Source organism: Lentzea sp. NPDC102401 (assembly GCF_044765805.1).
Lineage (GTDB): Bacteria > Actinomycetota > Actinomycetes > Mycobacteriales > Pseudonocardiaceae > Lentzea > Lentzea sokolovensis.
On record NZ_JBIWKS010000005.1, the window covers coordinates 100,698 to 126,914 of the forward strand.

The 26,217-nt window shown below is 69.7% G+C and carries 23 protein-coding genes; 11 read left to right on the top strand and 12 right to left on the bottom strand.

Going from position 1 to position 26,217, the window contains the following annotated elements; translation table 11 throughout:
- The first annotated feature begins 2 nt into the window (after window positions 1-2).
- Window positions 3-545: a class I SAM-dependent methyltransferase gene (locus ACIRG5_RS19480; protein ID WP_402907081.1), complete on the top strand. Its 543-nt coding sequence runs from the start codon at window positions 3-5 to the stop codon at window positions 543-545.
- Here the strand turns inward: ACIRG5_RS19480 and purU are convergent.
- The 5 genes from purU to ACIRG5_RS19505 are packed head-to-tail and all read right to left on the bottom strand — an operon-like array spanning window position 542 to window position 6,305.
- The gene (gene purU / locus ACIRG5_RS19485) at window positions 542-1,384 is read right to left on the bottom strand and encodes a formyltetrahydrofolate deformylase (RefSeq protein WP_402906380.1); all 843 of its coding nucleotides are present in this window, start codon (window positions 1,382-1,384) and stop codon (window positions 542-544) included. The genes ACIRG5_RS19480 and purU overlap by 4 nt on opposite strands.
- Entirely contained in the window at window positions 1,384-1,962 is a 579-nt protein-coding gene (locus ACIRG5_RS19490) for a sarcosine oxidase subunit gamma (protein ID WP_402906382.1), read from the bottom strand. Before ACIRG5_RS19490 ends, purU begins: the two co-directional genes overlap by 1 nt.
- Window positions 1,952-4,789 carry a 2Fe-2S iron-sulfur cluster-binding protein gene (locus ACIRG5_RS19495; RefSeq protein WP_402906383.1) on the bottom strand — a complete coding sequence of 946 codons (2,838 nt, stop codon included), beginning with the start codon at window positions 4,787-4,789 and terminating at the stop codon, window positions 1,952-1,954. The genes ACIRG5_RS19490 and ACIRG5_RS19495 overlap by 11 nt, the downstream gene beginning before the upstream one ends.
- Window positions 4,786-5,067 (bottom strand): sarcosine oxidase subunit delta, encoded by a 282-nt coding sequence (locus ACIRG5_RS19500; protein WP_402906385.1) that lies wholly within the window; start codon window positions 5,065-5,067, stop codon window positions 4,786-4,788. The genes ACIRG5_RS19495 and ACIRG5_RS19500 overlap by 4 nt, the downstream gene beginning before the upstream one ends.
- A gap of 8 nt (window positions 5,068-5,075) precedes the next feature.
- A complete protein-coding gene (locus ACIRG5_RS19505; protein WP_402906387.1) occupies window positions 5,076-6,305 on the bottom strand; it encodes a sarcosine oxidase subunit beta family protein in 1,230 nt (409 codons plus the stop codon).
- A gap of 68 nt (window positions 6,306-6,373) precedes the next feature.
- Here ACIRG5_RS19505 and ACIRG5_RS19510 point away from each other — a divergent pair, with 68 nt between their 5' ends.
- On the top strand, window positions 6,374-7,030 hold the full coding sequence (locus tag ACIRG5_RS19510; RefSeq protein ID WP_402906389.1) for a GntR family transcriptional regulator: 657 nt from the start codon (window positions 6,374-6,376) through the stop codon (window positions 7,028-7,030).
- On the opposite strand, the gene ACIRG5_RS19515 is transcribed toward ACIRG5_RS19510, so the two are convergent.
- The 4 genes from ACIRG5_RS19515 to ACIRG5_RS19530 form a co-directional block, all read right to left on the bottom strand.
- Window positions 7,014-8,144 carry an aromatic ring-hydroxylating dioxygenase subunit alpha gene (locus ACIRG5_RS19515; RefSeq protein WP_402906391.1) on the bottom strand — a complete coding sequence of 377 codons (1,131 nt, stop codon included), beginning with the start codon at window positions 8,142-8,144 and terminating at the stop codon, window positions 7,014-7,016. The two genes, ACIRG5_RS19510 and ACIRG5_RS19515, sit on opposite strands and share 17 nt — an antisense overlap.
- Complete coding sequence (locus tag ACIRG5_RS19520) at window positions 8,141-10,588, bottom strand: FAD-dependent oxidoreductase (RefSeq protein ID WP_402906393.1); 2,448 nt, start codon at window positions 10,586-10,588, stop codon at window positions 8,141-8,143. The genes ACIRG5_RS19515 and ACIRG5_RS19520 overlap by 4 nt, the downstream gene beginning before the upstream one ends.
- Window positions 10,585-11,670 (bottom strand): S-(hydroxymethyl)mycothiol dehydrogenase, encoded by a 1,086-nt coding sequence (locus tag ACIRG5_RS19525; RefSeq protein WP_402906395.1) that lies wholly within the window; start codon window positions 11,668-11,670, stop codon window positions 10,585-10,587. The genes ACIRG5_RS19520 and ACIRG5_RS19525 overlap by 4 nt, the downstream gene beginning before the upstream one ends.
- A gap of 178 nt (window positions 11,671-11,848) precedes the next feature.
- A complete protein-coding gene (locus ACIRG5_RS19530) occupies window positions 11,849-12,613 on the bottom strand; it encodes an IclR family transcriptional regulator (protein WP_402906397.1) in 765 nt (254 codons plus the stop codon).
- 140 nt (window positions 12,614-12,753) lie between these two features.
- On the opposite strand from ACIRG5_RS19530, the gene ACIRG5_RS19535 reads away from it, so the two are divergent.
- From ACIRG5_RS19535 to ACIRG5_RS19545, 3 genes are all read left to right on the top strand, one after another.
- Window positions 12,754-13,071, top strand: a complete 318-nt coding sequence (locus ACIRG5_RS19535; RefSeq protein ID WP_402906399.1) for a bifunctional 3-phenylpropionate/cinnamic acid dioxygenase ferredoxin subunit — start codon at window positions 12,754-12,756, stop codon at window positions 13,069-13,071.
- A gap of 259 nt (window positions 13,072-13,330) precedes the next feature.
- On the top strand, window positions 13,331-13,522 hold the full coding sequence (locus ACIRG5_RS19540; RefSeq protein ID WP_402906401.1) for an FAD-dependent oxidoreductase: 192 nt from the start codon (window positions 13,331-13,333) through the stop codon (window positions 13,520-13,522).
- Between the two features lie 21 nt (window positions 13,523-13,543).
- Entirely contained in the window at window positions 13,544-13,954 is a 411-nt protein-coding gene (locus ACIRG5_RS19545) for an oxidoreductase C-terminal domain-containing protein (RefSeq protein WP_402906403.1), read from the top strand.
- On the opposite strand, the gene ACIRG5_RS19550 is transcribed toward ACIRG5_RS19545, so the two are convergent.
- Complete coding sequence (locus ACIRG5_RS19550) at window positions 13,949-14,731, bottom strand: SDR family oxidoreductase (RefSeq protein WP_402906405.1); 783 nt, start codon at window positions 14,729-14,731, stop codon at window positions 13,949-13,951. The two genes, ACIRG5_RS19545 and ACIRG5_RS19550, sit on opposite strands and share 6 nt — an antisense overlap.
- Window positions 14,732-14,793: 62 nt before the next feature.
- Between ACIRG5_RS19550 and ACIRG5_RS19555 the strand changes: the two genes are divergently transcribed.
- From ACIRG5_RS19555 to ACIRG5_RS19570, 4 genes are all read left to right on the top strand, one after another.
- Complete coding sequence (locus tag ACIRG5_RS19555; RefSeq protein WP_402906407.1) at window positions 14,794-16,038, top strand: MFS transporter; 1,245 nt, start codon at window positions 14,794-14,796, stop codon at window positions 16,036-16,038.
- Window positions 16,039-16,043: 5 nt separating this feature from the next.
- The gene (locus ACIRG5_RS19560; protein ID WP_402906409.1) at window positions 16,044-16,652 is read left to right on the top strand and encodes a TetR/AcrR family transcriptional regulator; all 609 of its coding nucleotides are present in this window, start codon (window positions 16,044-16,046) and stop codon (window positions 16,650-16,652) included.
- A gap of 94 nt (window positions 16,653-16,746) precedes the next feature.
- Window positions 16,747-17,316 carry a TetR/AcrR family transcriptional regulator gene (locus ACIRG5_RS19565; protein ID WP_402906411.1) on the top strand — a complete coding sequence of 190 codons (570 nt, stop codon included), beginning with the start codon at window positions 16,747-16,749 and terminating at the stop codon, window positions 17,314-17,316.
- Complete coding sequence (locus ACIRG5_RS19570) at window positions 17,313-18,152, top strand: SDR family NAD(P)-dependent oxidoreductase (protein ID WP_402906413.1); 840 nt, start codon at window positions 17,313-17,315, stop codon at window positions 18,150-18,152. The genes ACIRG5_RS19565 and ACIRG5_RS19570 overlap by 4 nt, the downstream gene beginning before the upstream one ends.
- Here the strand turns inward: ACIRG5_RS19570 and ACIRG5_RS19575 are convergent.
- Complete coding sequence (locus ACIRG5_RS19575; protein WP_402906415.1) at window positions 18,129-21,026, bottom strand: ATP-binding protein; 2,898 nt, start codon at window positions 21,024-21,026, stop codon at window positions 18,129-18,131. The two genes, ACIRG5_RS19570 and ACIRG5_RS19575, sit on opposite strands and share 24 nt — an antisense overlap.
- Before the next feature lie 136 nt (window positions 21,027-21,162).
- On the opposite strand from ACIRG5_RS19575, the gene ACIRG5_RS19580 reads away from it, so the two are divergent.
- Window positions 21,163-22,740: a S8 family peptidase gene (locus tag ACIRG5_RS19580; protein ID WP_402906417.1), complete on the top strand. Its 1,578-nt coding sequence runs from the start codon at window positions 21,163-21,165 to the stop codon at window positions 22,738-22,740.
- A gap of 20 nt (window positions 22,741-22,760) precedes the next feature.
- Window positions 22,761-24,293, top strand: a complete 1,533-nt coding sequence (locus ACIRG5_RS19585) for a S8 family serine peptidase (protein WP_402906419.1) — start codon at window positions 22,761-22,763, stop codon at window positions 24,291-24,293.
- 69 nt (window positions 24,294-24,362) lie between these two features.
- Here the strand turns inward: ACIRG5_RS19585 and ACIRG5_RS19590 are convergent, their stop codons facing one another.
- Entirely contained in the window at window positions 24,363-26,168 is a 1,806-nt protein-coding gene (locus tag ACIRG5_RS19590; RefSeq protein WP_402906420.1) for a trypsin-like serine protease, read from the bottom strand.
- Window positions 26,169-26,217: the final 49 nt, after the last annotated feature.

Consider the following 26,217-nt stretch of genomic DNA (forward strand, 5'->3'; position numbering starts at 1 on the left):
ACATGCTCGACACCAGGCCGCTCGAACGCGCGATGCTGGCCGCGTTCGCCGAACTCGCCGACGGCCCGGTCGCCGACCTCGGGTGCGGTCCCGGCCACCTGACCGCGCACCTGCGCTTGCTCGGGCTGGACGTCTTCGGGCTCGACCTCTCCCCCGCGATGATCGCGCTGGCGCGAAAGGCTCATCCTGACCTGAGGTTCGAGGAGGGGTCGATGGCCGCGCTGGACCTCGAGGACGGGGCTCTCGGCGGCATTCTGGCGTTCTACTCGGTCATCCACATGCCGCCGCGCGAACTGCCGGCCGTGTTCGGCGAGTTCTGCCGCGTGCTCAAGCCCGGCGGCCACCTGATGCTCGGGTTCTTCGCGGGCGACGATCCGCAGCCGCAGGAGTTCGACCACAAGGTGACGCTCGCCTACCGCTGGTCTCCGTCGGCTCTGATGGATCTGGTGAAGCAGGCGGGTTTCGCCGAGGTCGGCCGGCTGGTGCGGGAACCGATCGAGGGAGAACGGTTCCTGCAGGCCCAGTTGCTGGTCCGCAAGGATTAACGGAAGACGACGGTTCCGTTGCCGTTGAGCAGAACCCGGTGCTCGCAGTGCCAGCGGACGGCCCGCGACAGGGCGAGGGCCTCGGCGTCGCGACCGGCGGCGGTGAGCGCGCGTGGGTCGAAGGAGTGGTCCACGCGCAGCACCTCCTGTTCGATGATCGGGCCCTCGTCGAGGTCGGGGGTGACGTAGTGGGCCGTCGCGCCCACGTACTTCACGCCGCGGTCGTAGGCCTGGTGGTAGGGCTTGGCGCCCTTGAAGCCCGGCAGGAACGAGTGGTGGATGTTGATCACGCGGCCGGCCAGCTTGGCGCACAGGTCGTTGGAGAGCACCTGCATGTACCGGGCCAGCACCACCAGATCGGCCTGGTACTCGTCGACGAGTTCGACCAGGCGCTGTTCGGCGAGGTGCTTGGTCTCGGCGGTGTTGGGGACGTGCACGAAGTCGAGCCCGGCCGCCTCCGCCATCGGGCGCAGGTCCTCGTGGTTGGAGACGATGGCGGCGATCTCACCGCCGAGACCGCCCGCACGCCAGCGGAAGAGCAGGTCGTTCAGGCAGTGGCCGGCCTTCGACACCATCACGAGCACGCGCGGCGGCCGGTCGTCCCACAGGTCGAAGTCCATCTCGAACTGGGTCGCGACCTTCGCGAACTCACCGGCGAGATCGTCTGCTTCGACGCCGTCGCAGGAGAACGCGGTGCGCAGGAACAACTTCCCGCGCACGTCGTCGTCGAACTGCTGGTGCTGCACGATGTCGCAGCCGTGGTCGACCAGGAACGACGTCACGGCGTGCACGATGCCCGCGCGTTCCGGGCAGTGCAGGGTCAGGGTGAACTGGGGCATCACGCCACCGCCAGGTACTCGGAGCACGCGTCGCCGAGCCACGCCGCGAGGTACTCGGCGAACGACGAGCGCACCAGGACCGTGAACCGGTCGTCGCCGTTCACCTGCAGGATGATTCCCGTCCTCGCGAGCAGCGTCTGCACGCAAGTGCCGACGGGAGCCGAAGCCGGGTGCAGGTCCACGGAACATCCGTGAGCCAGCACGTCTCGGACCCGCGGCCCTTGAAGGACCACGGTCGTGCGCTGAGCCGAAGTGTCCACAACGGACCCCCTGACAGTCCCGAGCGCGCCACGCAACACCTCCTCGATCGTGATCTGCAGGTCGGGCGCGGCCACGACGAGGAACTCGTCAGGGCCGAGCCACAGCACCTCGACGTCCCCGAACCGTCCGGCCCCAGAGGTGAAAGTGCAAGCGGCGGAGGGGAACCGGACTCCGAGCGCCGAGCCCATCGCCGCGATGGCGTCCGGATCCGACACGCGGACCGTGAGCTGCGACCGGAACGGCGACTCCGCGACGTTCAGCACGGGGGCGAGCGCCGCCAGCCGGTCGGTCCAGGCGGAGAGAGGGCTAGCCGTCACGACGGGCTCCTTCCTTGTCGTACAGCACGGATTCGGTGACGGTGACCGGCACGAGCGAGTCCTCGACGGGCACGAACAGGGTCTCGCCGATGCGTTCGTGGCCCGAGCGCACCAGTGCCAGCGCGAACGTCCGGCCCAGAGCGGCACTCGGGTAACTGGACGTGACGTGGCCGAGCATCCGCACCGGCGGTTCGGGCAGCCGGTCGGTCTCCACGATCTGCGACCCCTCCGGCAGCAGCACCGACGGATCGACGGGCAGGAGCCCCACCAACTGCTTGCGGTCCGAGCGGTTGTTCTCGGCGCGGGCGAACGAGCGCTTGCCGATGAAGTCGGGCTTCTTCTTCGACACCGCCCACGACATGCCCAGGTCCTGCGGCGTGACCGTGGCGTCGGTCTCCTGGCCGATGATCGGGTAGCCCTTCTCGGCGCGGAGCACGTGCATGGTCTCGGTGCCGTACGGCGTGATCCCGTACTGCTCCCCCGCCGCCATCAGCGCCTCCCAGACGGCGATGCCGTGCCAGGCGGTCACGTTGATCTCGTAGGCCAGCTCGCCGGAGAAGCTGATCCGGCACACCCGCGCCGCAACTCCCGCGACGACGGTGTCGTGCCAGGTCATGAACTCGAACGCCTCGTTCGACACGTCCAGCGAGGGAGCGACGGCGGCCAGCACGTCCCGGGATCGCGGGCCCACCAACGGGATCGTGGCCCAGTGCTCGGTGACCGAGGTGCAGTGCACGTCGAGGTGCGGCCACTCCGTCTGCAGCCACTCCTCCATCCAGTCGAGGATCTTCGCGGCGTTGCCGGTGGTCGTGGTGATGAGGTAGCGCTCCTCGCCGACGCGGATCACCGTGCCGTCGTCGATCACCATGCCGTCGACGCCGCACATCACGCCGTAGCGGATCTTGCCGACCTTCAGCGTGCTCATCATGTTGGTGTAGAGCATGTCCAGGAACTTGCCGGCGTCACGGCCCTGCACGTCGATCTTGCCGAGCGTCGAGCCGTCCATCATGCCGACGCTCTCCCGCGTGGCACGGCATTCGCGCAGCACGGCCGTGTGCAGGTCCTCGCCCGGTTTCGGGTAGTACCAGGGCCGCTTCCACTGCCCGACGTCCTCGAACAACGCTCCGTGCGCCACGTGCCACGGGTGGATCGCCGTGACGCGCACCGGGTCGTGCAGTTCGCCGCGGTCACGTCCGGCCAGCGCGGCGAAGGAGATCGAGGTGTAGGGCGGGCGGAACGTGGTGGGCCGCTGCTCTTCGAGCTCCACGCCCAGCGCCTCGGCGACGATGCCCGCCGCGATCATGCCGGACGTCTTGCCCTGGTCGTGCGCGGTGCCGATGGTCGTGTAGCGCTTGATGTGCTCCAACGACCGCAGGCCCGCCCCGGTCGCCCGCAGCACGTCGGAGACCGTCGAGTCCCTTTGCAGGTCGACGAAGCTCGCGTCGTCGTCGCCCGGCACCCGCCACAGCACCAGGCCGGAGCGTGCCGTGCACCGAGAGTCCGACACGGGCAGCGGAACCTGGCCGCCCGGCGCGAACCCGGCAGCGGCAGAGGCCTCCGCACCGGCGTCCCGTCCCTGCCGCGCACACGCGTTCAGGTCCAGCTCACCGGTCGCGGACCCCGCCACCCGGACGGTGGAGAGCTCCTCGCCCGGCACGAAAGCGCCGAGTTCCGCGTCGTAGCGCAGCTTTCCGCGAGCCTGGCTGAACAGGCTGACGACAGGGTTCCAGCCGCCCGACACCAGGACGGTGTCGCACGGGACGGTGACGTCCGGTGAAGCGGGGGCCAGCGGGCCGATCCGCGCCGCGGTCACCCGGCCGTCGCCCTCGGTCCCCACCACCACGTGCCCGGCGCGAACCTCGATGCCCCGCGCCGCGCACTCGGTCGCGAGCCGGGCGGGAGCCTCCTGGCGGGCGTCGACGATCAGCGCGATGTCCACACCGGACTCCGCGAGATCGATCGCCGCGCAGTACGCGCTGTCGTTGGTGGTGAACACGACCGCACACGAACCGGGCAGCACTCCGTAGCGGTGCAGGAACGTGCGCGCGGACGAGGCCAGCATGATCCCGGGCCGGTCGTTGCCCGCGAACACCACCGGACGTTCGTGGGCGCCGGTCGCGAGCACGGTCTGCCGCGTCCTGATCCGCCAGACCCGTTGCCGGGCAACGCCTTCCGGCGCCGCGAACCCGAGGTGGTCGGTGCGCTTCTGCAGAGCGAGCACGAACCCGTCCTGGTACATCCCGAACGCCGTGGTGCGCTCCAGCACCAGCACCCCCGGCGCGCTCCTCAGCTCCGCGACGACGTCCGCGACCCACTCGGCGGACGGCCTGTCGTCCAGGTACTCCTCCACGCCCAGCAACGCGCCGCCGGCCTGGTTCTGCTCGTCCACCAGCACCACCCGCGCACCACTGCGAGCAGCGGTCAGAGCCGCCATCAGACCAGCGGGCCCGGCACCCACGACCAGCACGTCGCAGTGCTCGTGCTTGGCGTCGTAGCGTGACGGGTCCGGCTCCGAGGCAAGCCGCCCCTGGCCTGCCAGCCCTCGCGCCACCAGTCCGTCGTAGAGCTCCACGGTCGTCGCGAGCAGCATCGGCTCGGAGAAGGGCGCCTCGATCTGGACCAGTGACGTCGGATCCTCGGAGCCCGCCGCCACGATTCCGCGCGGGCGGCCGAGCTTCACGCTGCTGCCGATCTCGTGCACGCCGTTGGCGAGCAGGGCCGACGCGAGCGTGTCACCGGGGTGCCCGGTGCAGGCCTTCCCGTTGAAGGTGAAGTGCAGCAGGGTGTTCCGGTCGATCGCGCCACCGGTGGGCGTGCGGAACGTCATGCGATCACCTCGGGCTTGGGCTCGCCCACGCGGTAGACGGCCAGCAGGTCGTGGGTGCGGGTGTCGCGGACGGCGTTGAACCACCGCCGGCATCCGGCGTTGTGGCTCCAGCGCTCCGCGAACGGGCCGCTCGGGTTCTCCCGGAAGAACACGTACTGGGCCCATTCCTCGTCGGTCAGCGCCGACGGGTCCTCCGGGTACGCGACGTGGGCCTGGCCGCCGTAGTGGAACTCCGCTTCCTCGCGCGGCCCGCACCACGGACACGGGATGAGTTGCATGTCAGCTCCTAGTGCGCGACGGCGGCGGCGCCGTGCTCGTCGACGAGAGCGCCCGTGGTGAAGCGCTCCAGGGTGAACGGCTCGTTGAACGGGTGCGGCTTGTCGTGTGCGATGGTGTGCGCGAAGCAGTCACCGACACCGGGCGTGGCCTTGAACCCGCCGGTTCCCCAGCCGCAGTTCAGGTACAGCCCGCCCACCGGCGTGAGGCCGACGATCGGCGAGGCGTCCGGGCTGACGTCGACGATGCCCGCCCACGTCCGCAGCAGGTGCGCGCGGGCGAAGATCGGGAACAGCTCCAGCGCCGCGGACATCTGCTGCTCGATGATGTGGAACGAACCCCGCTGCCCGTAACCGTTGTAGCTGTCGATCCCAGCGCCCATCACCAGCTCTCCCTTGTGCGCCTGGGAGACGTAGACGTGCACGGCGTTCGACATGACGACGGTCGGGTGCACGGGCTCCAGCAGTTCGGACACCAAGGCCTGCAACGGATGTGAGGCGAGAGGGAGGCGCAGGCCGACCATCTTCGCGAGCACCGAGCTGTGCCCGGCCGCGCACAGCGCGACCTTGCAGGCGGCGATGCGCCCACGACTCGTTTCCACCGCGGTGATCCGGCCCTGCACCGTCTCCAGCCCGGTGACCTCGCAGTTCTGGATCAGGTCGACGCCCATCGCGTGCGCGGCCCGCGCGTAGCCCCACGCCACGTAGTCGTGCTTCGCGATGCCCGCGCGCGGCTGGTAGGTCGCGCCCAGCACCGGGTAGCGGACGTCCGGCGAGGTGTTGACGATCGGGCAGATCTCCCTGACCCCGGCGGGATCCACCCACTCCGCGTCGATGCCGTTGAGCCGGTTGGCGTTGACCCGCCGGACGCTGTCGCGCACGTCCTGCAGGCTGTGCGCCAGGTTCAGCACGCCGCGCTGGTCGAACAGGATCGGGTAGCCGAGGTCCTCCTCCAGGCCTTCCCACAGCTTCAGCGAGTGCTCGTAGATGCCGGAGCTCTCGTCCCAGAGGTAGTTCGACCGGATGATCGTCGTGTTGCGGGCCATGTTGCCGCCCGCGAGCCAGCCCTTCTCGAGCACCGCGACGTTCGTGATCCCGTGGACCTTCGCGAGGTAGTAGGCGGTGGCCAGTCCGTGCCCTCCGCCGCCGACGATCACGACGTCGTAGGAGGCCTTCGGTTCCGGGTTGTCCCAGAGGAAGTCCGGGTGCTCGGGCAGATGTGCTCCGGGCGGGCTGGTCATTGCGACGCCTCCAGCGAAATCATCTGGTCGACTACTGGTATATCAGTCTGTGCAGTACCGTAGGTCACATGAACGCACGGGTCAACGACGAGCCCGCCTCCGTCTCACTCACCGAACAGGCGTACGCCGTGCTGCGCGATCGCCTGGTCATGCTGGAGATCAAGCCGGGCGAGCCCATCAACGAGGACAGGCTGCGCACCGAACTCGGCGTCGGCCGCACCCCGATCCGGGAAGCGTTGAAACGGCTGGAGCAGGAACGGCTCGTCGTCGCCTTCCCGCGCCGCGGCACGTTCGCCACCGACGTGAACATCTCCGACCTCTCGCACATCTCCGAAGTGCGCAGGACCCTCGAACCCCTCGCCGCGGCCGCCTCCGCCGAGCGGGCGACCACGGAGGACCGCGCCGCACTCACCGAACTGCGCTCGCGGCTCGACACCGCGCCTTCCGGTGACAACATCGAGCTGCTGCGCACCGACGTCGGTGTGCACCGCGCGATCTACGGGTGCGTGCACAACCCGTTCCTGGAAGACACCCTGATCTCGTACGACAACCTGGCCACGCGGATCTGGTGCGTCTTCCTGCCGCGACTGTCCGGAATGGCCGGTCACGTTGACGAGCACGTGCCCCTCCTCACCGCGATCATCGAGGGTGACGCCAAGAAGGCGAGCGAACTCGCCTCCCAGCACGTCGTCGGGTTCGAACAGGCGATCAGGGTGTTGATCTGACGAGCTTGCCCTGCACCCACGAGTGGAACTCCGCGATGTGGTGCTCGGACGGAACCAACACGCCGCCGTCCCGGTAGGCCCTCGAGGACATCGCGGGCTGGCACCGCTCGCAGGCCTCGAAGTCCTGCTCGTTGACGCGGTGGAAGAGCTCGACGGACCGCGACACGTCCTTGCCGGTGGCGACGACGTCCTTGGCGTAGAGCCAGTCGCACTCGACGATCGTGCGGTCGGCGGCCATCGGGAACATCCGGTGGATGATCACGTGGTCCGGCACGAGGTTGATGAACACCTGCGGCCGCACGGTGATCGCGTAGTACCGGCGGTCCTGCTCGGCGTCCACTCCGGACAGGTTCTCGAAGCCCGCGCTGCCGTCGATCGTGAAGCCCTTGATCTCCTCGCCGAACACCGCGCCGTGCCCGACGTAGTACTGCGCCGCGTAGCCGTCCGCGAACTCCGGCAGGACCTCCGTGAGCTCCGGGTGGATGGTGGCGCAGTGGTAGCACTCCATGAAGTTCTCGATGATGAGCTTCCAGTTGGCCTTGACGTCGTAGGTGATCCGGCGGCCCAGTTCCAGTTCGCTGACCTGGTAGTTGCCGATGGCGTCGAGGTTGCCCAGCCGTTCGCGGACGTCCTGCTGCACGGTCTCCTCGAACGACGCCGGCTCGTCGGCCAGCGACAGCCACGCGTAACCGAGCCATTCCCTCAGATGCACGGGCCTCAGGCCGTACTCGACGCGGTCGACGTCCGGCATCGACGTGAGGTTCGGCGCGGCGACCAGCTTGCCGTCGAGGCCGTAGGTCCAGGCGTGGTACGGGCACTGGAAGTTCCGCTTGACCGTACCGGTCTCCTCGACGCACAGCTTGGCGCCGCGGTGCCGGCAGATGTTGAGGAACGCCCGCAACGAGCCGTCGCGTGAGCGGGTCACGAGCACGCTCTCGCGTCCGATCTGGACGGTCCGGAAGTTGCCGGCGTCCGGTAGGTCGGCGCCGCGGACCGCGCAGAACCACATCCGCTCGAAGATGTTCTCCTGCTCCAGCGCGAAGATCGCCGGATCGGTGTAGGTGCTGCCGGGCAGCGTGGGGATGAGGCTGGACGGCAGTTCGGTCTGGGTCATGAACGAATCCGCTTCATCTCGGGGTCGAAGAGCGGTTCCGCCGCCACGACCGCTGGGACGAGTTCACCGAAGTACTCGATCTCGACCGGAGTTCCCTCCACCGCGACCTCGGCGGGCAACCAGGCGTAGGCGATGTTCTTGCCGATCGAGTACCCACGGGCCGCGCTGGTCACGTACCCGACCGGCACGCCACCGGCGAACACCGGCTCGGAACCCATGACGACCTGGTAGTCGTCGTCGATGATCAGGCAGGTGAGCTTGCGAACGGCCGTCTCCTCGGACCGATCCTCCAGCGCCCTGCGGCCGTGGAAGTAGCCCTTGTTCATGCGGACCGCGAAACCCAGCCCCGCCTCGAACGGGTCGTGCTCGGTGGTCACGTCGGTGCCCCACGAGCGGTAGCCCTTCTCCAGCCTCATGCTGGTGAACGCGCTGCGACCGGCGGCGATGACCCCGTGCTGCTGACCGGCTTCCCAGAGCGTGTCCCACAGACGACGTCCCATGTCGGCAGTGGTGTAGAGCTCCCAACCGAGTTCACCGACGTACGACAGGCGCATCGCGGTGACCGGCACCTCGCCGATGAAGGCCTCCTGCGCCTTGAAGTACCCCATGGCCTCGTGCGAGAAGTCCGTGCGGGTCAACGGTTGCAAGAGCTTGCGTGCAAGAGGTCCCCACAGGCCGATGCAGCAGGTGCCCGGCGTGATGTCGGCGATGTGCACGCCGCCGTTGGGCGGCAGGCGCCGGCGCAGCCAGTCAAGGTCGAGCGGGCCGTTCGCGCCGACCTGGAACCGGTTCTGGCCGAGCCTGGCGATCGTCAGGTCGCTGCGCACTCCCCCGTCCTCGTTGAGCAGCAACGTGTACACCACCGCGCCCGGCTTGCGGTCGAGCTGGTTGGTGGTCATGGTCTGCAGGAACGCCAACGCCTCCGGGCCGCTGACCTCCAGCCGTTTCAACGCGGTCATGTCGAACATCGCGACCCGCTTGCGCGCGACGAGGGCCTCGGCTCCGGCGATCGGCGACCAGAACCGGGACGCCCACTCGTTGCGTTCCGGGATCTCCGCGACCTCGGGCAGCGACGCGTTGGCCTCGTACCAGTGCGGCCGTTCCCAGCCCGACGCCTCCAGGAACACCGCGCCGAGTTCCTTTTGCCGCTCGTAGAACGGGCTCGTGCGCAAAGGCCGCGGGCGTTCGGCGGGCTGCAGCGGGTGCAGGACGTCGTAGACCTCGACGAACGCCCGGCAGCTGCGTTCGTGCACGTAACCAGGTGAGCGCTGGACGTCCTCGAACCGGTTGAGGTCGCAGCCGTGCAGGTCGATGCCCGGCTGCCCGTCCACCAGCCACTCGGCCATCGCCTTCGCGACACCGGCGGAGTGCGTGATCCACACGGCCTCGGCGACCCAGAAGCCCTGCAGTCCCGGGTGTTCGCCGAGCAGCGGGTTGCCGTCCGGGGTGAAGGAGAACAGGCCGTTGACGCCCTCCTCGACCTTCGAATCGCCGAGGGCCGGCAGCAGGTCGACAGCGGCGTCCCAGGAGGTCTCGAAGTCCTCCGGGGTGAAGGCGATCTCGGACGGCATGGTCGGCGCCACGTCGAAGTCGAGGATGTCGTCGACCGAGATGGGCATCGGCCGGTGCCCGTACGCGCCGATGCCGATGCGGTCGACGTGCTCGCGGAAGTACAGGTCGGCGTCCTGGTGGCGCAGCAACGGCTTCGACATCTCGGACAGCTCGGTGTTGACGCCCTTCAACACCGGCAAGGGAGCGGTCTTCGCGTACTGGTGGGCCATCGGGACGAGCGGGATGTCGAGGTCGACCATCCGCCCGATTCGCGGGCCCCACATGCCGACGCACGACACGACGATGTCCGCGGCGAAGGTGTCGTGCTCGGTGACGACCGCTTTGACCCGCCGGCCGTTGCGTTCGATGCCGGTGACCTTGTGGTGCGCCAGGAACTTCGCGCCGCGCTCCATCGCCCTGCGTGCCTGCGCCTCGGCGGCCCTGAGCGGCTTCGCGATGCCGTCGCTCGGGATGTGGAAGCCGCCGAGGATCTTCGACGGGTCGAGCAACGGGTGCAGTCGCGCGCACTCCTCCGGATCACGCAGGTAGCTCTCGACGCCCCACGACGTCGCCCAGCCGTGGCGGCGCTTGACGTCCGTCCAGCGTTCCGGGGTGGTGGCGACCTCCAGCCCGCCGAGCTGCTGGAAGCACCACCTGTCGTCCATCGTCAGCGCCGTGTACTTCTCGACGGTGTACTTGGCGAACGAGGTCATGGTCTTGCAGCCGGTGGTCTGGAAGACCAGGCCCGGCGCGTGCGAGCTGGACCCGCCGGTCGCGAACAGCGGTCCCTGTTCGAGCACGGTGACATCGGTCCATCCCCGCGCGGTCAGTTCGTCGGCGAGCGCGCATCCGACGATGCCCGCGCCGATCAGCACGACTCTCGGCTGGGTCACAGGACCACCACCGAGCGCAGGACGCGGCCGTGGTGCATGTCCTCGAACGCCTTCTCGACGTCGCCCAGCCCGATCGTCTCCGAGACGAACGCGCCGAGGTCGAGCCTGCCCTGCAGGTAGAGGTCGATCAGCATCGGGAAGTCGCGGCTGGGCAGGCAGTCGCCGTACCAGGACGACTTCACCGCGCCGCCGCGGGAGAACACGTCGATCAACGGCAGTTCGAGCTTCATGTCCGGCGTCGGAACACCGACGAGCACGGCGAGACCGGCGTGGTCACGGGCGTAGAAGGCCTGCTGGAAGGTCTCGGGGCGGCCGACCGCGTCGATCACGACGTCGGCGCCGTTGCCCTCGGTGAGTTCGCGGATCGCCTCCACGACGTCCTGCTCGCGGGCGTTGATCGTGTGCGTGGCGCCGAACCGCTCGGCCCACCGCAGTTTCGTGTCGTCGAGGTCGACGGCGATGATCGTGCGCGCACCAGCGAGCCGGGCTCCCAGGATCGCCGCGTCACCGACGCCGCCGCACCCGAGCACGGCCACGCTGTCGCCGCGCGTGACGCCGCCGGTGTTGATCGCGGCGCCGAGGCCCGCCATCACGCCGCAGCCGAGCAGGCCCGCGACCTCCGCCGGCGCCTTGGGGTTCACCTTCGTGCATTGTCCACTGTGGACGAGCGTCTTCTCGGCGAACGCGCCGATGCCCAGCGCGGGCGACAGCGGCGTGCCGTCGGCGAGCGTCATGGACTGCGCGGCGTTGTGGGTGTTGAAGCAGTACTGGGGCCGGCCGCGCAGGCAGGAGCGGCACGAACCGCACACCGCGCGCCAGTTCAGGATCACGAAGTCGCCGGGTTCCAGATCGGTGACGCCCTCGCCGACCGCCTCGACGATCCCCGCGGCCTCGTGCCCGAGCAGGAACGGGAACTCGTCGTTGATCCCGCCCTCCCGGTAGTGCAGGTCGGTGTGGCACACCCCGCAGGCCTGCACCTTCACCAGCGCCTCGCCCGGACCGGGATCGGGCACGAGGATCGTCTCCACCGAGACCTTGGCTCCGCGCCCCGCCGCCACGACACCCTTCACCGCATGTGCCACTTCGTTCGCTCCTGTCGGCGAGTTCCGTAATACGCAACGCAGTTCGCATTATGCAACTAGCGGCATCACGGTGCGGCCCGCCGGAGCCGTTGTCAAGACCTAGTCGCACGGACGGAGGCACCCGGAACGGCAGCGAGCCCCCGGCCGTGACCGAGGGCTCGCTGTGCGTGAACGTCTTTCACAGCACGGAATGCCCCATTCGGACGGACAGGTCGCGCGACGCCACCCGCAACTCCTCGACGATCTCCGGCATGCGCGTCTGCGAGAGCCGGTAGGCCGGACCGGCCGCGCTGATCGCCGCCACGACGTCGCCATGAGAACCGAACACCGGCACCGCGACCGCGTGCAGACCCGCCTCCAACTCCTCCATGCACGTCGCGAACCCGTCCTCCGCCGTGCGGCGCAGCACGCAGCGCAGCTTCACGGGATCGGTGATCGTGCGCGGGGCGCAGGGCTCCAGATCGCCCGCCAGCAGGCGGTCCTGATCGTCGGCCGACGCGGCGGCGAGCAGGACCTTGCCGCTCGACGTGGCGTGCAACGGCGTGCGCTGGCCGACCCAGTTCTGCGCCGCCACCGCGGAACTCCCCCGTGCCTGGCTCACGTTCAGCGCGACACCGCTGTCGAGGATCGCGATGTTGACGGTCTCGCCCAGCCGGTCGGCGAGCTCCGTGCAGACCGGACCGCCCACCCGGACGTAGTCGAGCTGCCCGGTCACCGCGCCCGCGAACCGGAGCATGCCGAGGCCGATCCGGAACGGGCCGCGTTCGCCGTCCTGCTCCACGAGATCACGGGCCTGAAGCGTGTACACGAGTCTGGACGCGGAGGACTTGTGCACGCCGAGCTCGGCGGCGATCTCGGTGATCCCCGCTTCCCCGTTGCGGGCCAGCAGCTCCAGCACCGCCACCGCCCGATCGACCGATTGCACAAGTCCGCTGTTGCTCATTACGCAACTGTAACCGATTGACGCAACAACCCAGACAGCTCAGACAGCCCAAACGCACCTTGACGCGCCACGCGTTCTGGCTCATTCTGCTGTTGCGTATCGCACATCTAGTTCCGTAATACGCAACGGAGGGGTTCGAGATGATCACCGCTTGCGCCGTGGCCGATCTTCCGATCGGCGAATCCGTGCGTATTGATGGCGACGCGGCGATCGCCGTCTTCAACGCGGACGGCGAGTTCTACGCGATCGACGACACCTGCAGCCACCAGGACGCGTCGCTGTCCGAGGGCTGGCTGGAGGGCTGCTTCGTCGAGTGCCCGCTGCACGCCGCGAGCTTCGACCTGCGCACCGGCGTCCCGACGTGCCTGCCCGCCAAGAAGGCCGTCCGCACGTACCCGGTCGTCGTGCAGGACGGCGTGATCTACGTGGACACGGGCAGCCGCGAGGCCGTGGCGTGAAAACGGTCGCCGTGGCCGGTGCGTCACTGGCCGGGCTGCGTTCCGTGGAGGAGCTGCGCAAGCAGGGCTTCGACGGACGGATCGTGGTCATCGGCGACGAACCACACGCGCCCTAAGACCGGCCGCCGCTCTCCAAGGCGTTCCGTCGAGGCACGATGCCGGCTGAGGACCTCGCGCTTTCCGACGACGACTTCGGCGCCGAACGGCGGCTCGGCGTCCGGGCCGAGCAGCTCGATCCCTCGACCGGCTCGCTGCACCTATGGTCGTCGGCGCGGGATGGATCGGCGCCGACCTGCACGCCGACCACGGCGTCGACCTGCGCCTGGGTGTCGGCGTGGCTTCGTTCGCGCACAACGGTTCCAGGGTGATCGGTGTCCTTCTGCGCGACGGCACGCTCCTGCCCGCCGACGTCGTGGTAGCCGGGATCGGCGTGGAACCCGCGACCGGCTGACTAGCAGGCTCCGGTCTCGCGGTGGACAACGGCGTGCTGTGCGACACCGGCTGCGTCACGTCGGTCGCGTCCGTCGTCGCCGTGGGCGATGTGGCCCGTTATCGCACCACAGCGGGAAATCACGTCCGGCACGAGCACTGGACCAACGCATCGGAACAGCCGGTCGTCGCCGTCCGCAACCTTCTCGCGGGCGCGACCGTGGAGACGTTCCGGCCGTCCGGTTACGTCTGGTCCGACCAGTTCGGCGTCCGCCTGCAGCTCGCGGGCGAGACCGGCGGCGCGGACGAGGTGGCCGTGATCGGCGGGTCGCCGGACGACCGCGGGTTCGTCGCCAAGTTCCGCCGCGCCGGCCGGCCCGTCGGGCTGCTCGCCATGAACAACGGCAAGGTGTTCGGCCGTCTGCGCCGTCAGCTCACCACTCCTGTGTCATAGGCAGTCCAGCAGAGCGGCCGTCCGCTTCTCCAGGTGCGGCCGGACGTCGTAGCCGGTGAAGATCCACAGCGAGCGCTTCTCCATGCCCGCCAGCACCATCTCGCCCACGGCGTCGATGCCGGGCCCGCTCTTCAGGAACGCCGCGACGGCGGGCACGTAGTCGTCCCGCAACGCGACCGCGGCGTGCGACGCGCTGGTGTTCGCGACGATGTCCGTGTCGACCGGTCCCGGGCACAGGACGCTGACGTCCACGCCGTGCTCGGCCACGTTCAGGCGCAGCGACTCGGACAGGCCGACGACGGCGAACTTGGCCGTCGCGTACAGCAGGTTCGGGTCCGACACGAGCCCGGCGGCCGACGCGGTGTTCACGACGTAGCCGGCCCGGCGTTCGATCATGCGCGGGAGGAACGCCTGGATCCCGTTGATCACGCCGGTCAGGTTCACGGCGAGGGCCAGGTCCCACTTGTCGTAGGTCAGCTCGGTGACGGCGGCGTGCGGCACGATGCCGGCGTTGTTGAACAGCAGGTCCACCGGTCCCAGCGCTCGTTCGGCCTGGTCGGCGACCTGTTCGAACGTCTCCCGGTCGCGCACGTCCAGCCGGTACGTCTCCACGGCCGTCACCTGGGACAGCTCTTCTTCGGCGCGAGCCAGCGACTCCTCGTCGACGTCGGCCAGCGCGAGGCTCACACCCCGTCGCGCGAGCGCCCTCGCGATGCCCAGGCCGATCCCCCTGGCTCCGCCTGTGACGAAGGCGGCCGAGCCCGTCCAGTCCCGCATGGGAACACCTCTCTATGTTGATCTGATGACACTATGCTGGCCAACACAGTAGCCTGCTCAGCATGCATCCAATGCCTTTGCGCGAGGTTCTCTCCGCCGGCGGCCGCGCCACCGTCGGCGTCCTGGTCGGTCTGCAGGTCCTGGACAGCGTCGACAACGTGATGTTCGTGGTCTTCGCACCCGAGATCCGCGAGTCGCTCGGCATCAGCACCTCGGCCGTCGGCGTCGTCGGCGCCCTGGCCGGCGTGATGGTCGCCCTCGCCGCACTCCCGCTCGGTCTGCTAGGCGACCGGCATCGCCGCACGACGATCGCGGGCGTCGCCACCCTCGTCTGGGCCGCGGCCGCCGGAGTGCTGGGGACGGTCCAGCACCTCTGGCAGGCCGTCGCGGTCCGGGTGGTCGCGGGCATCGGCAAGGCCAACGAGGGCCCGATCCAGTCGTCGCTGCTGGTCGACGCCTACCCGCCGGCCGGGCGAGGACGGGTGCTCGGGCTGCACCGCGGCGGGCAACCGCTCGGCATCGTCACCGGTCCCCTGCTGGCGGCGGCCTTCGCGGCGGTCATCCCCGAGGAGCACGAGGCCTGGCGCTGGGCGTTCGCGTTCCTCGCCGTGCCCGCACTGCTGCTCGGCCTGGCCGCGCTGCGCCTGCCCGAACCGGTCCGGAAGCACGCCACGACGACACCACGAGACGCACTGAACAGTGTGAAGAAGATCCGCACGGTCGTGCGAGTCGTGGCCGCGCTCGGCGCGTTCGGCATGTGCGTGACGACGGTGCCGATCTACATGAACGTCATCCTCGAAGAACAGCTCGGGCAGAACGCGACGGCGCGCGGCCTCATCACCTCGGCCTGCGCGATCGGCGGACTCCTCGGCGCGGCGCTCGGCGGGTCCGTGAGCGACCGGCTGTTCCGGCGCAGCCCGCAGGCCTGTCTGCACCTCGCGGCAGGCGCGCTCTCCGTGCTGGGCATCGGGTTCGCGGTACAGGCGTACGCGCCGGACGTCACGACCTACGTGGCCGTCGGAATGGTCGTCCAGGCGATGACGTTCGCGGGCATCGTCCCGCTGAGCCTGGTCGTGGCCTCGGTGACGCCGAAGGAGTTCCGGGCGACGGCGTTCGCGCTGGTCGGCGTCGGCACGGCGGTGATCGGCGGGCTTGGCGGCGCGGCGCTCACCGGCGCGGCGGCGTGGTTGTGGGGCGACCAGGCCGCGGTCGCCGTGGTGGCGCCCGCAGCCTCGATCGTGGCGGGCCTGGTGCTGGCCGGGACCGCTCGGCACGTGCCGCGCGACCTCGCCGGGATCGTACGATGATCGCCGTGAACTCCCCTGGGCCGCGCCGGATCGACGAGATCGGCGACGAGAGCCGCCGCCGCATCCTGGACGCCGCCGAGGAGCTCTTCGCCGAACGCGGGTTCGACCGCACGTCCTTTGTGGACATCGCGAAGCGGTCGGGCATCAGCCGCGGTTCGATCCCGTGGCACTTCAAGAACAAGGACGGCCTCGTGATGGCCGTGGTCGAACGCGTGGTCGGGCGGATCTGGCCGGCCGAGCGCTACGAGTCCGTGCCGTCGCTGACCGAGGTGTTCGCGGAGACGGCCGAACTCCTCAGGAGTGGCAACTCCGCGCTGGTGTTCATGATCCTGGTCGAGGCGCTGAGCGACCGCGGCGTCGTGCAGGAGCAGTACCGGGAGTTCTTCGCCCGGCGGCGTGAGGGCATCGAGGTCTTGCTGCGCCTCAAACGCCCACCCACGGCCGATCCGGAGAAGGCCGCCGAGCAGGAGCGCACCGCCGCCGTGGCGCTGAACGGCGCGCTCCTCGGCATCCACCTGCAGGCGCTCGTCGATCCCGGGAAGGTCGATCTCGACGCGGCGCTGGTGTCGATCGCGACCATGTTCGACCGGAATCTCGCCGACGTGTGGCGCTAGGGCGCAGCCGATCGAGGACCACGTCGACGCCGTCGCTCCGCAGTAAAACCAGAACGGTTTCGGTTTCAGAACCGTTCTGGTTATCCTTGGGGTCATGACGGGCAGACGTGACCGCAAGAAGGCGGCGACCCGCAGGACCCTGGCCGACGCGGCCCTGAACCTCTTCCTCGAACGCGGCTACGACAACGTGACCGTGAAGGAGATCGCCGAGGCCGCAGACACCGCGGTCGCGACGCTGTTCGCGCACTTCCCGGCCGGCAAGGAAGCCCTGATCCTCGACGACAGCGGCGAACGGGAAGCCTCACTGACGGCAGCGATCCGCGAACGTCCGGAAGGCACCTCCCCGCTCGACGCCCTGCACGCGTTCTTCGCCGGCCGGGCGCCGTTCCGCGAGGACCTGCCCGAGGAGTACCGGCGGCGGATGGATCTGATCCTGGCCACCCCGGCGCTGTGGGCCTACGCCCGCACGGTCTGGATCGCCTGCCAGGACACGCTCGCCGCGCTGCTCGCCGAAGCCACCGGTCTCGACGAGCCGGACGACTCGCTGCACGTGCTGGCCCGCTACGTCCTGGAGACCCCCGACCTGGCCTCGGCCCGGCCCGATCGCACCGCCGCGCTCGCCGAGGCCTTCGCCCATCTCAAGCAAGGATGGCCCTCCCTGTGAACGTCCTGGTCACCGGCGGCAACGCCGGCATCGGCTACTTCACCGCCGAACAACTCGCCGAAGCCGGAGCGACGGTCGTGCTCGGCAGCCGTTCGCGGGCCAAAGCGGAGAGCGCCGCGGCGTCGATCCGGGCACGGGTCCCCGGCGCCGTCGTCCGCCACACGCCGCTGGACCTGTCCGACCTGCCGTCGTTGAAGTCCTCGGTGGACGGACTCGAACCGCTCGACGCGGTCGTGTTCAACGCGGGCGTCGCCGATGCCGACCCCGAGGTCCTGTTCGCCACCAACCACCTCGGGCACTTCGCGCTCACCTACTGGCTCGCGCCCCTGCTCACGTCCGCCCGGATCATCACCGTCGGCAGCTTCGCCGCCCGTTCCGAACGCCTCGACCTCGACGACCTGCGGTCCACCCGCGACCACGACCAGAAGCGCGCCTACGGACGCTCCAAGCTGGCCCAGATGAGCTTCGGCTTCGAACTCGACCGCCGCCTGCGCGCTGCCCGCGGCAGCGCGATGAGCGTCGTCGTCCACCCCGGCGGCGCCCTGGACTCCCTGACGCCCTCGCGACCGGGCGTCCACACCCGTCCCGCGTCCACCCGGATCGCCGGACTCCTGTTGCACGGCAAGGACGATGGCGCCCGACCGGCGGTGCACGCGGCTCTCGACCCCGGCGTCGAAGGCGGGCAGCTCTGGGGTCCGCGTCAGTTCGGCCTGCGCGGCAAGCCTCACCTCGAAAAGCCGCACGCGCACATGACCGACGAGCAGACCGCGAAGGTGCTCTGGGACAAGAGCTGCGAATTGACCGGCCTGGATCTAGGCGAGGTCCTCGGCCTGTAGCTCGGCCCGCGACGACACCCCGAGCTTGCGCAGCACTCGCGCCGCGTGCTGTTCCACGGTCCGCGGCGACAGGAACAGCACGTCGGCGATCTTCCGGTTGGTGTGCCCGGCGACCAGCAGCCGCGCGACCTCCTGCTCACGTGGCGACAGCTCGTCGCCGTACCCGCGTCTGCCCCGCCGCGACGGTTTGCCGCCACCGATGCCGCGCAACTGGTGCCGGCAGCGGGCCGCGTCACGGGTGGCGCCCAGGCCGTCGAACGTGTCGACGAGCGCCGACAGGATCTCGGCCGCCTTCTCCTGGTCGCCGGGCAGCAGGCAGGCGGCTTCGCGTTCGGCGACCAGCGCGGTGAGGTACGGCGCGGGCAGCGCCGTGTACCTGTCGGCGGCCTCCCGGTAGAGCGACACGGCGGGGTCGAACTGGCCGCGTGCCTCGGCGAGCAGGCCCCGGCACCAGGCCAGGGCGGCGAACGCCATCGGGGCGTCCCGGCCCGCGATGCCCGCGGCGATCTCCCCGATCAGCGTCTCGGCGTCGGTCTCGCGCCCGGCCGCGAGGAACGTGGCCACGGCGACCGGTCCGAGTTCGGTCGCCCACACCCAGACGCCCTTCGCGCGCACGATCGCCAGGCCGCGATCGACGTCCACGCAGGCACGGGTGATCTCGTCCTGCGCCAGCATGGTCCGCGCGAGCGCCGCACAACCGGCGACGGCGACCGGAACGATCGACTCCTCGGGGGCGAACGCGCCGGTCTCGGTGAGGTAGCTGGTCGCCTCCGCCCACTCGCCGCGTGCCGTCGCGAGCGACCCCAGGATCAGGCACAGCTCGCTGGTCAGCGGAAACAGGTCGCGGTACTCGTCGAGCAGGGTCTGCGCCCGATCCGCGAGGCCCTCCCAGTCGCCGGTCAGCCAGTCGAGGCGGGCCTTCGTCGCGTGGGCGGTGCTCGCGGTGAACGGGGCACCGCACTCGGCGGCGAACCGCAGGCCGTCGCGCAGCAGTTCGGCGCACCGGCCGAAGTGACCGGTCGTGGTCATGGCGTCGGCGAGGTTGCAGTGGGCACGGGCGAGCTGGCGCAGTTCGCCGGACGTGGTCGCGGGCCGGAACCCCCACTCGGCCAGCACCGACGGGTCGCCCGTGTGCATCTTGGAACCGACCTCGTTGGCGTACAACGCCATCTTCTGCTCGGGGTCGGTCTCGTCCGCGCGTGCCCGGCTGACGCGGTCGAGCCAAGGCTGGACCTCGCTCATCGGGGTCATGCCGAGGTAGGACAGCCCCAGCACGGCCTCTCCGCGCTGCGCCAGGTCCGGGCGCTCGGTCAGGTCGGCGATCGCCCGTTCGAGCTCGGAGCGGGCCTCCTCGATCCCGCCGGCCTGGCGGATCAGCAGCACGCCCCGGTAGTGCCGGACCTGCCCGCGCGCGGCGGTCGACAGGCGGCGGTCGGACAGCAGGCGTTCCAGCGCCTCGGTCGGATCGAACTGGTCGAGGCCCTGGTGGGCGACCTGGCCGAGCTTGATCGCGAGCCGGTCGACGTCGGCCGCGGGCACGGCCGGGTCGAGCAGCAGCCGTTGCAGCAGGGCGGTGGCGGTGGCCGCGTCGCCGTTCTCGACGGCCCTGTCCGCGGCGGCCTCGCCGTAGTGCAGCCACGCCGACGTGCGCCCGGCACGTTCGCTGTGCTCGGCGAGCTGGACCAGCGGACGCGGTTCGACCTGGTCGAGCACCTCGACGGCACGGCGGTGCAGCTCCTGCCGATCCGGTCCGCTCAACGTGTCGTACACGGCCTGCTGGGCCAGCGCGTGCCGGAAGCCGTACCGCCGTGCGTCGACCTCGTGCAGAACGTGACCCGTCAGCGCGTGCGTCAGGGCGGCGCGACTCTCGCTGATCTCAGCCACCTCGCCGAGCAGTTCCACGGACGCGGGCGCGCCCAGCACGGCGGCGGCCTGCACCAACCGGGTGGCCGCGGCGGGCAAGGCGGCGAGACGCTCGGCGATGGCGTCGCGCAGCAGCACGGGCACGTCCACGTTGTCGAGCAACCGACGGGCCGTGGCGCCGTCCGCGTGCACGGCGCCGGCCGGATTCCGCAACGCCCGCAACGTTTCCTCGACCACGAACGGGATGCCCGCCGTGCGTTCGTGCAGCTTGGCAGCGAACTCCAGCGACACGGGTTCGCCGTCGAGGATCGCGGACGTCAGCGCCCGCACCTCGGCCACGTCGAGCGGTTCGAGTTCGAGCAACGCGCTGGTGATCCCGGTCGGCGGCCGGTACGCCGATCCCAGCGGGACACCGCCCGGCACGTCCTCGCGCCGGTAGGTGACCACGATGGACAGATTCGCGGGCGGGTCGCCCATCAGGAACCGCAGCAGCTGCCGGGACCCGTCGTCGGCCCAGTGCAGGTCCTCGACGACCAGCAGCACCGGCCCGAGCACGCCGAGCAGCTCGCGCATCCCGCGGAACAACCGATGCCGGTCGGCCCGCGGGTCACCGGTCGGAGGCGGTGGCGCGGGCAGGTACTCGGCGAGTTCCGGCAACAGTGAACCGAGCACACCCGACACCGGGCTGAGTCTTGAGTGGTTGCGCGCCAAGCGTTCCGTGCAGTCGCGCAAGGCCTCCAGCACCGCGCCGTACGGGAACGGCTCCCCCACCGGCTGGCAGTGGCCCATGAGGACGGAGATCGGGCCGAGATCCGCGTCGAGCAGTTCGCGCACCAGGCGTGACTTACCGACGCCGGCCTCACCCTCGATCATGATCACCGCGGGATGGCTCGGCACGGCGGCCCGCAGCGCGCCGAGCTGGTCACCTCGCCCCACCAGCACCGGCGAGCTCGTGCGCATCAGTCCGCCGGGGTCGCAGCGTCGCGCCCTGGACTTCGGTGTCCGGCTCATCCGCACCGATGGTAGGTGAAAGACGGGTATCCCTACGTAGCGATATCCGGATTGTTCGCCGTTCCCCGCCGCCCGATGGTGATCCGCACGTGGTCGCCCACCCCTGCCGAGGCGGCCCGAGAACGGAGAACCAGAGATGCGACTTGATCGCACAACACGCGTGCTCGCGGCGACGGGCCTCGGCCTGGCCGTCGTGGCCGCGGTGAGCAGCCCTGTTTCCGCCCAGACGGGTTCGATCCAGGCGGGTTCGATCCAGAAGACCGCCGACCCCGTCGCGGGCAGCTACATCGTGGTGTTCAAGGACGGCGCGAGCGACGTTCCCACCACCAACGCCAAGGCGCTCGACCTCGCCCGCAAGCACGGCGGCAAGGTCAGCAACACCTACGTGGCGTCGGTGCGCGGCTTCGCGGTGAAGCTGGACGAGGCGGCGGCGCGCAGGCTCGCGACCGACCCGTCCGTCGCCTACGTGCAACAGGACGGCTGGGCGCGGATGTCCGACACCCAGACGAACCCGACGTGGGGCCTCGACCGGATCGACCAGGCGAACCTGCCCGTCGACGCGAAGTACACCTACCCGAACACCGCGTCGAACGTGACCGCCTACATCCTGGACACCGGGATCTACAAGGCGCACACCGAGTTCGAGGGCCGCGCCAAGGACGGCTACGACTTCATCGACAACGACTCGGACGCCTCGGACTGCCAGGGCCACGGCACGCACGTCGCCGGCACGGTCGGGTCGAAGACGTACGGCGTGGCGAAGAAGGTCAACCTGGTCGCGGTCCGCGTGCTCGACTGCAACGGCAGCGGCCAGTACTCACAGATCATCAAGGGCATCGACTGGGTCGCGCAGAACGCGCAGAAGCCGGCCGTGGCGAACATGAGCCTCGGCGGCGGCGCGGACTCCACTGTGGACAGCGCGGTGAAGCGCGCCATCGCGGCGGGCGTGACGTTCGGCCTGGCGGCGGGTAACAACAACGGCGACGCCTGCCAGACCTCCCCCGCCCGCGTGCCGGAGGCCATCACGGTGGCCGCCAGCGACTCGGCCGACAAGCGCTCGATCTACACCGGTGGGCAGGCGTCGAACTGGGGCTCCTGCGTCGACCTCTTCGGGCCCGGCTCGAACATCACCTCCACCAAGAACGGCGGCGGCACCACGTCGATGGGCGGCACCTCGATGGCCACCCCGCACGTCGTCGGTGCCGCCGCGCTGTACGCGTCCGCGAACCCGTCCGCGACCCCTGCCCAGGTTCGCGACGCGCTGGTGAACAACGCCACGACCGGCAAGATCACCGATCTGCAGGGCTCGCCGAACAAGCTGCTGAACATCAGCTTCATCGGCGGCGGTGACCCCGACCCCGAGCCGTGTGCCGCCGCCACCAACGGCGAAGACGTGTCCATTCCGGACAACAACACCGCGGTCACGTCGTCGGTGAACGTCACCGGCTGCACGGGCAAGGCCTCGACCGGTACGAAGGTCAAGGTCGACATCAACCACCCGTACACCGCTGACCTGGCCATCGACCTGGTCGGTCCGTCCGGTGCGACCTACAGCCTCAAGAAGGCCAAGGGCGCCACCTCGTCCGCCGGTGTGCACGAGACCTTCACGGTCGACGCGTCCACCGAGAACCGCAACGGCACGTGGAAGTTGCAGGTGACCGACGTCTGGACCTACGACGCCGGGAACATCGACACCTGGACCCTGACGTTCTGACGAGCACCGGAAGGATTCCCATGCACCGCACCACCTGCGGGCTCGCCGTTCTCCTCGTCGCCTCCGCCCTGCTGGCCACCCCGGCTCAGGCGGCTGAGGCCGACTTCGTCAAGGCCAAGAATCCCGCGGCCGGCGGCAGTTTCATCGTCTCGCTCAAGCCCGGCGCCGCCGTCCAGTCGACGTCGAGCACGCTCACCCAGAAGTACGGCGGCAAACTCGACGCCGTGTTCTCCCACGCCATGCGCGGCTTCCAGGTCAAGAACCTGACCGAGGCCGCCGCGCGGAAGCTCGCGGCCGACCCCGCCGTGAAGGCCGTCTACCAGGACGGCACCGCGAAGGCGCTGGACGTGCAGGACAACCCGACGTGGGGCCTGGACCGCGTGGACCAGGCATCGCTGCCGCTGGACAAGAAGTACAACTACCCCAGCGGCGGGGCGTCGAACGTGACGGTCTACATCACCGACACGGGCGTGAAGACCGGTATCGCCGACTTCGAGGGCCGTGCGTCCGTGGGTGCCGACTTCATCGAGGACGGCCAGAACGGCCAGGACTGCTCGGGCCACGGCACGCACGTGGCGGGCACGGTCGGGTCGAAGACCTACGGCGTGGCGAAGAAGGCCAAGCTGGTCTCGGTCCGCATGCTCGGCACCAGCTGCAGCCTCAACGGCCCGGACTCGGCGGGCGTCAAGGCCATCGAGTGGGTCACGGCCAACGCGCAGAAGCCCGCCGTGGTCAACGCCTCCTGGACCTTCGACACCGCCGACATCGGCAACGACGCCATCGCCGGCATGGTCGCCTCCGGCGTGCAGATGGCCGTGGCGTCGGGCAACAGCTCGACGGACGCCTGCTCCACCGGCCCCGCCAAGATCGCGTCACTGATCACGGTGAACGCGACCTCGTCCAACGACGCGCGTGCCTCGTTCTCGAACTACGGCACCTGCACGGACATCTTCGCGCCGGGTGACAACATCACCTCGCTCGGACTGAACGGCGGCAGCACCAACATGTCCGGCACGTCCATGGCCACCCCGCACGTCGCGGGGGTCGCGGCCCTGTACCTGTCGGCCAACCCGTCCGCGAGCCCACAGACCCTGCGCGACGCCCTGGTGAACAACGCCACCTCCGGCAAGGTCACCAACCCGGGTTCCGGTTCGCCGAACAAGCTGCTGTACAGCGGTTTCATCGGCGGCGGACCCAACCCCGAGTGCGGCCCCGGCACGAACGGCGACGACGTGTCCATTCCGGACGCCGGGTCTGCTGTCTCGTCGTCGGTGACGATCTCGGGCTGCACCGGCAACTCCACGGCCTCGGCCACCGTCAAGGTCGACGTCAACCACACCTACACCGGCGATCTGGCCGTCGACCTGGTCAGCCCGTCCGGCAAGTCCTACGTCCTCAAGAAGGCCGGCGGGGCTTCGTCCTCCTCCGGCATCCACGAGACCTACACCGTTGATCTCTCCTCGGAGGCGCGCAACGGCACGTGGAAGCTGCAGGTGAAGGACATCTACACCTACGACACCGGCAACATCGACTCCTGGACCCTCGCGGTCTGATTGTCGCGCAACGGAACGAGCCCCGGAGCCGATGTGGCTCCGGGGCTCTTCCCTGCTCCCTAAAGGGGTCTAGCGGGTGACGGTCAGCGTGAACGTCGTCGTGCCGGTCTTGCCGTCGGCCGAGGTGGCCTTGACGGTGATCGGGTAGGTGCCGGGCGGGGTGGAGAAGTTCGTGAAGATCCAGACGTTGCTGCTGCCGTTCTGGCCGACCGTGGCCGGGTTGAACGAGAGCTGCGCGCCGGTGGGCACACCGGACGCGGTGAGCGTCAGGTTTCCGTTGCCACCGCTGGCCTTCACGACGGTCTGGCCGAGCAGGCCCTGCTTGACGGTGGCGGACGACGGCGACGCGGTCACCGTGACCTCACCGGTCGGCGGGTCGGTTCCCTCGACCGTGAGCGAGACCGTCGTGGTGGCGGTCTTCCCGCCCGCGTCGGTACCGGTGACCGTGATGCTGGAGGTACCGGCGGTCGCGGTGCTGGAGACGTCCAGCGTCAGCTTCGACGAACTGCCCGCGCCGACCGAGGTCGGCTGGAAGGTGGCCTTCACGCCGGACGGGACGCCCGAAGCCGAGAGGGTGATCGTCTGGCCGTCACCGTTCGACGAGATGGTGGTGGAGACGTACTTTCCCTTGGCCGCCTTGACACTGCTCGGCGAGGCTCCCAGCGTGAAGTCGCCCGGCTGCGGGTCGCCACCACCGGTGACGGTCAGCGAGTACTTGCCGGACGCCGTCTTGCCGCTCGACGTGGTGCCGGTGATCGAGACCTCGTAGGTGCCGTTCGGCGCCGACGTGCTCGCGTCGAACGTGACCTTGGCCGAGTTGCCGGTGGTCACCGACGTCGGCTGGAAGACCGCCTTCACGCCGCTGGGCAGCCCGGACGCGGACAGCGTGGCGTTCTCCGCGCCACCGGAACCGGCCGTGGTGGTGATGCCCGCGGACACCGTCTTGCCGGCCGCCACCGAACCGCTGCCCGGCGCGACGGTCAGCCCGAAGTCGCCGACCGGGGGCTGCTCGCCGACCTCGGTCTTGACCCAGTCGCCCATCTCGTTGTCGAGGCGGCCGTAGATCGAGTACCACTTGAAGTCCGACCGGCTCCAGGACGCGACGCCGTAGATCTTGCCGTCGAAGACCAGCGGGCCGCCGCTGTCACCGGGCAGGATCGTGATCCGGCCGTCGGAGTACCCGGCGCAGATCATGTACGCCGACTTGAAGCCCGCACCGACGCCCTGGCAGACGCTGTCGCCGTTGACGACCGGCAGGCTCGCCTTGTCGAGGGTGACGTCCTGCGAGTTGTCGTTGAAGTCCTTCTTGCCGTAGCCGAAGCCCAGACCCGTCTTGCCTGGAGCCGCACCACCGGCGTCGGCGGAGGTGGCGAACTTCGGGTACGCGGCACCGCCCTTCAGAGCGATGTCGCGGTCCACGGTCACGACGGCGACGTCGTAACCCTGGTCGAAGTTGACGTACTTCGGGTGCTTCTTGTAGCTGACGACGTTCACGGCGAAACCGGTGCCGGCGCCGCCCTGGTAGTCCTTGAGGTCGTCGAGCCCGTAGACGAACTTCTTCTCCCCCTGGGCATCCGCGCAGTGCGCCGCGATCAGGATCTTGCGCGGCGCCACGACCGTGCCGGTGCAGGTCTGTCCCTCCGGCCGGGTGCCGCCGGCGCGGATTCCCGCGATGATGCCGGGGAACTCGCTCACGGTGGCGTTCTGCCCGCCGGCGAACATGGGCGAGGCGTCACCGAGGTTCGCGGGGACGGTGTCCCCCAGGTAGTTCGCCGCAGGGGCGTTCGGCGGTGCGGCGTTCGCGATGCTGACGGGCGTCAGCACCGTGGCCGCGACCAGGGCCAGCAGGCCCCAGGACCGTGGTGTTCTCGTCACGTTGGTTCCTCTCGGATCAGGAACGCCCACCTCAGGGCAGGGGCGGCGG

Coding starts and splice junctions, on each gene's coding strand:
- ACIRG5_RS19515 (WP_402906391.1), bottom strand. CDS start 8,144: ATGACCCAGACCGAACTGCCGTCCAGCCTCATCCCCACGCTGCCCGGC.
- ACIRG5_RS19580 (WP_402906417.1), top strand. CDS start 21,163: ATGCGACTTGATCGCACAACACGCGTGCTCGCGGCGACGGGCCTCGGC.
- purU (WP_402906380.1), bottom strand. CDS start 1,384: ATGCCCCAGTTCACCCTGACCCTGCACTGCCCGGAACGCGCGGGCATC.
- ACIRG5_RS19495 (WP_402906383.1), bottom strand. CDS start 4,789: ATGACGTTCCGCACGCCCACCGGTGGCGCGATCGACCGGAACACCCTG.
- ACIRG5_RS19540 (WP_402906401.1), top strand. CDS start 13,331: ATGGTCGTCGGCGCGGGATGGATCGGCGCCGACCTGCACGCCGACCAC.
- ACIRG5_RS19480 (WP_402907081.1), top strand. CDS start 3: ATGCTCGACACCAGGCCGCTCGAACGCGCGATGCTGGCCGCGTTCGCC.
- ACIRG5_RS19565 (WP_402906411.1), top strand. CDS start 16,747: ATGACGGGCAGACGTGACCGCAAGAAGGCGGCGACCCGCAGGACCCTG.
- ACIRG5_RS19575 (WP_402906415.1), bottom strand. CDS start 21,026: ATGAGCCGGACACCGAAGTCCAGGGCGCGACGCTGCGACCCCGGCGGA.
- ACIRG5_RS19535 (WP_402906399.1), top strand. CDS start 12,754: ATGATCACCGCTTGCGCCGTGGCCGATCTTCCGATCGGCGAATCCGTG.
- ACIRG5_RS19505 (WP_402906387.1), bottom strand. CDS start 6,305: ATGACCAGCCCGCCCGGAGCACATCTGCCCGAGCACCCGGACTTCCTC.
- ACIRG5_RS19585 (WP_402906419.1), top strand. CDS start 22,761: ATGCACCGCACCACCTGCGGGCTCGCCGTTCTCCTCGTCGCCTCCGCC.
- ACIRG5_RS19510 (WP_402906389.1), top strand. CDS start 6,374: ATGAACGCACGGGTCAACGACGAGCCCGCCTCCGTCTCACTCACCGAA.
- ACIRG5_RS19550 (WP_402906405.1), bottom strand. CDS start 14,731: ATGCGGGACTGGACGGGCTCGGCCGCCTTCGTCACAGGCGGAGCCAGG.
- ACIRG5_RS19530 (WP_402906397.1), bottom strand. CDS start 12,613: ATGAGCAACAGCGGACTTGTGCAATCGGTCGATCGGGCGGTGGCGGTG.
- ACIRG5_RS19500 (WP_402906385.1), bottom strand. CDS start 5,067: ATGCAACTCATCCCGTGTCCGTGGTGCGGGCCGCGCGAGGAAGCGGAG.
- ACIRG5_RS19555 (WP_402906407.1), top strand. CDS start 14,794: ATGCATCCAATGCCTTTGCGCGAGGTTCTCTCCGCCGGCGGCCGCGCC.